Raw genomic sequence first — 5,639 nt, forward strand, 5'->3', positions numbered from 1 at the left:
CCCACCTCCGCAGCCATTTATTGGTGTGGTCTACAGAGGATTATGTCTTTTTAGAGGGGAAAATCCCTAGAACCCCAAAATGGCGGAGAATGAACATATTGATAAAGAGATTTTCCACCTGCTTTTAACGAGCGGTGTTTATCGCAACTATGCAGAGCGGTATTTATCGTCAGAGTTAATGGACGTCGACGATATTCAACAGTTTCTAGACTGAACAAAAAATAACGGCTGGAATTGCCGTTGAGTCCTTAACGAAAAAAAGGCAGCCCCAAATAGCACGGGCTGCCTTTCTAATCACTCAAAATAAAGGATTAGACAGTGGATTCGTTAATCGGCTCTAGTGCAACTTGCTCTGTGTTGTCACTCTGCTCTTTAGGAGTACGTTTAGCCAATACGTAGTAGAACAGTGGCGTGAGTAGCAGACCGAATATGGTTACACCAATCATGCCAGAGAACACAGCGATACCCATTGCTTGTCTCATTTCAGCACCGGCACCAGTAGAGAACACCATTGGAACCACACCCATGATGAAGGCAATCGACGTCATCAAGATTGGGCGAAGACGTAAGCGTGATGCTTCAAGAACAGCCTCCATCACAGTGCGACCTTTATCTTGCAACTCTTTGGCGAATTCTACGATTAGGATGGCGTTTTTAGTTGCCAAACCAACCAGTACGATTAGACCAATTTGAGTGAAAATATTGTTGTCGCTACCCCATAGAATCACACCGCTGATCGCCGATAGAAGCGTCATAGGAATGATTAAGATGATTGCCATCGGAAGACGTACACTTTCGTATTGCGCAGCAAGTACAAGGAACACCAACAAGATAACCAGTGGGTAGATCAACATAGCTGTATCACCGGCCAACTTCTGTTGGTAGGTCAGCTCGGTCCATTCGTAAGTCATGCCAATCGGTAGTGTCTCTGCAAGGATCTGCTCAATCGCTGCTTGCGCTTCACCTGAGCTGAAACCTGGCATAGGGCTACCATTGATCTCTGCTGTGGTATAAGCGTTGTAATGCATCACACGGTCAGGACCAGCACTGTAATTCACATCAACAAACGCGCCTAAAGGAATCATTTCACCGTTCGCATTTCGAACCTCTAGTTGGCGAATCTGCTCTGGTGTTTGGCGGAACTCTTCGTCGGCCTGAACGTTCACTTGGTATGTGCGACCAAAGCGGTTGATATCATTGACGTACGTGCTCCCCATGTAGGATTGCAGGGTAGAGAAAACATCGTCTAATGATAGGTCTTGCTTGAGCGCTTTCGTACGGTCAACATCCAGGTCTAACTGTGGAACATTAACTTGATAGCTTGAGAACACACCAGTTAGTGCCGGGTGCGCCCATGCTTTCATGATCACTTGTTGAGTGACACCGTATAGCGCTTCGTAGCCGTGGTTCGCTCGATCTTGGATCTGCAAACGGAAACCGCCAATCGTACCCAGACCCTGAACCGGTGGTGGTGGAAAGATCGCGATGAATGCATCAGGGATAGAAGCAAATTTTTGGTTCAGCTGACCTGCAATCGCATTTGCGCTAAGACTCGGATCTTGACGCTCGTCGAAATCAGCCAACGGAGTGAACACGATACCGCTGTTTGGACTATTGGTGAACCCGTTAATGCTCAGACCTGGGAATGCAACGGAGTGTTCAACGCCTGGTTGTGCCAAAGCAATCTCGGACATCTCACGAATCACTGCATCGGTACGCTCAAGTGAAGCCGCGTCTGGCAGTTGCGCGAATGCAACCAAGTACTGCTTATCTTGACCCGGCACATAACCCGTAGGAGTCTGATCGAATTGGTAAGCCGTTAAGCCAAGCAGGCCAACATACATCACACCAATCAGTGCGCCAAGTCGAATGCTCTTCTTCACCGCGTAACCGTAAGCGATAGAACCTTTGTTAAATAGCTTATTGAATGGGGTAAATACGAAGCGTCCGAACAAGCCATCCATTGCACGCGTGAGCCAATCTTTCGGTTGGTCGTGACCACGTAACAACAGGGCAGAAAGAGCCGGGCTCAAAGTCAGCGAGTTAATAGCTGAAATGAACGTTGAAATAGTAATGGTCAACGCAAACTGTTTATAGAACTGACCCGTTAAGCCAGACATAAACGCAGTCGGGATGAATACCGCAGCGAGCACCAACGTCGTCGCAACAATTGGGCCTGTAACCTCTCGCATCGCTTTTTCTGTCGCCGCAATAGGAGCAAGACCTTCTTCGATGTTTCGCTCGACGTTTTCGACCACCACGATCGCATCATCAACAACGATACCGATAGCGAGTACTAAGCCAAACAGTGACAGAGCATTTAAAGAGAAGCCCATTAAGTACATGAAGGCGAACGTACCAACTAATGAAACCGGAACCGCAACTAATGGGATGATCGATGCGCGCCAAGTTTGCAGGAACAGAACAATAACTAGTACAACAAGTAATACCGCTTCAAGCAGTGTCTGCACTACCGCTTCAATAGAACCACGAACGAATACCGTTGGGTCGTAAACAATCTCGTAGCTCACACCTTGAGGGAAGCTAGCTGACAGCTCTTCCATTTTCGCTCTTACGTCATCAGAGATCTGAATCGCGTTTGAGCCAGAAGCTTGGAAGATTGGAATGGCAACTGCGTCTTGGTTATCAAGTAGTGAACGAAGTGAGTAGGTTTCGGCACCTAATTCAATACGAGCGACATCTTTCAAATGGTTGATCTGACCATCTTCACCAACCTTGATGATGATGTTCTCGAACTCTTCAACTTCGCTTAAACGTCCTTTGACATTAATAAGCAACTGGAAGTCTGACGAGCCACTTGGTTGAGCACCAAGGCTACCTGCTGCAGCTTGTTGGTTCTGTTCGCGAATCGCAGAAATGACTTCACTAGGGTTGAGGTCCAGGCTTGCGACCTTGTTTGGATCAAGCCAAATACGCATGCTGTATTCGCCACCACCAAACAGGCGAACGGCACCCACACCTTCGATTCGGGCAAGTTCATCTTTAACGTTAAGCGCTGCATAGTTCGCAAGATAAAGTAGGTCATAACGCTCATCAGGCGACACCAAGTGAACGACCATGGTTAAGTCTGGTGATGACTTTTCCGTCACAACACCAAGTCGCTGAACGGTTTCAGGCAAACGAGGTAGGGCACGATCAACACGGCTTTGAACTAGGGTTTGCGCTTTGTCTACGTCGGCACCAATGGCAAAGGTGACGGTTAACGTCATCACGCCATCAGAAGTCGCTTGAGAAGACATATACAGCATGTCTTCTACGCCGTTAATCTCTTCTTCGAGGGGAGACGCGACGGTATCCGCAATCACTTTCGGGTTCGCACCCGGGTAAGTCGCTGTTACAACGACAGTCGGAGGTACAACCTCGGGGTATTCAGTGATAGGCAGTTGCCATACTGACAATGCACCACCGATGAATATGAGTATCGACAGCACGGATGCAAAGATCGGCCGACGAATAAAGAACTGGGAAAACATTGCAATGGTTCCTTTATTGCTTCACTTGCAGAGTCAGTAGCTCACTGCGCTGCTGGTCTCGTAATGCTTGTTGCTGGCGAATATTGGCAAGGGTGTTTTCATCAGCCATTGCAACTTCATCGGGCGTAACAGGCATGTTGGCACGAACGCGTTGTAAGCCATTGACGACAATCTTTTCGTCGCCTTTTAGGCCATCCAATACAATGCGCAGACCGTTAAGGCCTTCACCAAGAGAGATTGCTCGGTATTGGACAATATTGTCATCGCCTAAAACCAAGACATACTTGTTATTCAGATCGGTACCAATCGCCTTGTTATCAATCAACACACCTTGGTAGCTATCCGAGCCAGCGATACGCATTTTGGCGAACATACCCGGTAAAAATTTCTTATCCGCATTATCAAAAACGGCGCGAACTTGAATGGTTCCCGTTGCTTCGTCAATCGCATTGTCTACAAAGTCGATGTAACCGATATGAGGGAAATCGGTATCGTTAGCCAACGACATTTGGACGACATTTTCAATTTCACCATCCGCTGAGATGAGGTTATTAATCTCTTGATATTTAAGGAAACTACGCTCATCAATGTCGAAATAAGCGTACATTTTCGAAGTAGATACCAGTGACGTAAGAACGGTTTGACCCGTAGTTACATAGTTACCTTTGGTCACCTCTGCGAAAGAAACTTTGCCTGCAATCGGCGCGCGAACTAGAGTGAATTCAAGGTCTAGTTCCGCTTTTGCCAAAGCAGCTTTAAGAGCTGAAACACTTGCAACGCTACGCTGCTGATCTGCAAAACGCGCATCAACGGTCTCTTGAGAAATTGCTTTAGTTTTGCTTAGTCTTTGTGCACGTTCATAATCTTTGATTGCTTGGTTCAAGCTTGTTTGAGCACTGCTAAGTTCCGCTTTCAAACGGTTAACTTCAGCAACAAACAAACGATTGTCGATTGAAAAAAGCACGTCTCCAGCTTCTACGAGATGGCCTTCACGGAAGTGAACACGGTCTACGTAACCCGATACACGAGGCATTACGGTGACGGTTTGAGGTGATTCTAATCGACCAGTGTATTGATCAAGCTCGGTAACCTGTTCTACAAGCACTTGTGCCACTTCAACCGTTGGTGGTGGCGGTGCTGATGCAGGTGCTTCGGCGCGTGAATCTTGACATCCAGACAACACCAATGGCGCTGCAAATGAGATTAGTAGAAGAGGCGTTCTAAGGTGTTTGCCTACCATCTCGCTATCCTTATGTTAGTTTTGTACCGATCGGCATAATAATCCTGACTTTTGATATTGATCAAGTAAAATTTATAGAATGAATAGTTACAACATATGGACAACGTATGCCTGCCGCATTACCATTTAGGGGTTCTAGGGATTTTCCCCTCTAAAAAGACATAATCCTCTGTAGACCACACCAATAAATGGCTGCGGAGGTGGTTTACTTTCAGCTTGGAGCCTAATCATCCACTATCGGCCTTGTTATTTCGCCAATATTGGGCAATTTCCCAGTATTAGTGAAGTTATACGTTCCGCTTAAGTTGATATTTTGCCACGCAACGGGCGAAACAGCACGAGTGATACCCGCTTTCTCTTCATCTCCTCTCGCTTCAAAGTGTCCCAGCAGATGACTCAGTATCGCGGAGTTGAAGTAGATGATCGCGTTGGCAAGCAATCTTGCACATTCATTCCAGATAGCGATTTCACTCTCGTTTTTGCCTCGGAACTGATCGCCATTCACCGACGCAATAGCCCGTCTCAGGAAGTGCCACGCTTCTCCCCGGTTAAGGGCACGCTGAACGTACTGCCGCAAACTGGCATTGTCTATGTAATCCAGTAAATATTGCGCTTTGACCAGTCGATTATACTCCGTCAGCGCCTGTAATGTCGGGTGCCCCGAAGGATAACCAGACAACTTTCTTACCAGCATTGCCTGTGTCGTTCGCTTTGTCTGAAGTGACAGAACAATGCGCCTAATATCCTGCCATCCCGTTTCGATGACATTCGTCCTGATGGGCTTTTTCAGGGCAAGGTTGGTGCCGCCGTGTTCATTTTCAGTTACGGCAAACAGATCATTGATGACACTACTGAACTGCGCGTATCGCGGTGCAAAACTGTAACCGCATAGATCCAGTAAGGCG

At 47.2% G+C, this 5,639-nt stretch carries 4 protein-coding genes; 1 reads left to right on the forward strand and 3 read right to left on the reverse strand.

Translation table 11 applies throughout. The annotated features are described in order from the left end of the window. Positions 1-79: 79 nt before the first annotated feature. Complete coding sequence (locus R7044_RS23835) at positions 80-214, forward strand: hypothetical protein (RefSeq protein ID WP_257898055.1); 135 nt, start codon at positions 80-82, stop codon at positions 212-214. Between the two features lie 97 nt (positions 215-311). Here R7044_RS23835 and R7044_RS23840 read toward each other — a convergent pair whose 3' ends face one another. The 3 genes from R7044_RS23840 to R7044_RS23850 all read right to left on the reverse strand — a co-directional run. Beyond that, on the reverse strand, positions 312-3,494 hold the full coding sequence (locus tag R7044_RS23840; RefSeq protein WP_203347286.1) for an efflux RND transporter permease subunit: 3,183 nt from the start codon (positions 3,492-3,494) through the stop codon (positions 312-314). Positions 3,495-3,507: 13 nt separating this feature from the next. Next, positions 3,508-4,734, reverse strand: coding sequence for an efflux RND transporter periplasmic adaptor subunit (locus R7044_RS23845; protein ID WP_203347287.1), 1,227 nt, complete (start codon positions 4,732-4,734; stop codon positions 3,508-3,510). A gap of 223 nt (positions 4,735-4,957) precedes the next feature. After that, positions 4,958-5,639 (reverse strand): Tn3 family transposase (locus tag R7044_RS23850; protein ID WP_206947111.1); only part of this gene is annotated, 682 nt, incomplete at its 5' end.

The organism is Vibrio sp. 1402, assembly GCF_033340275.1.

Excerpts from the sequence above, each read along its gene's own strand:
- R7044_RS23835 (WP_257898055.1), top strand. The coding sequence starts at position 80 with ATGGCGGAGAATGAACATATTGATAAAGAGATTTTCCACCTGCTTTTA.
- R7044_RS23840 (WP_203347286.1), bottom strand. The coding sequence starts at position 3,494 with ATGTTTTCCCAGTTCTTTATTCGTCGGCCGATCTTTGCATCCGTGCTG.
- R7044_RS23845 (WP_203347287.1), bottom strand. The coding sequence starts at position 4,734 with ATGGTAGGCAAACACCTTAGAACGCCTCTTCTACTAATCTCATTTGCA.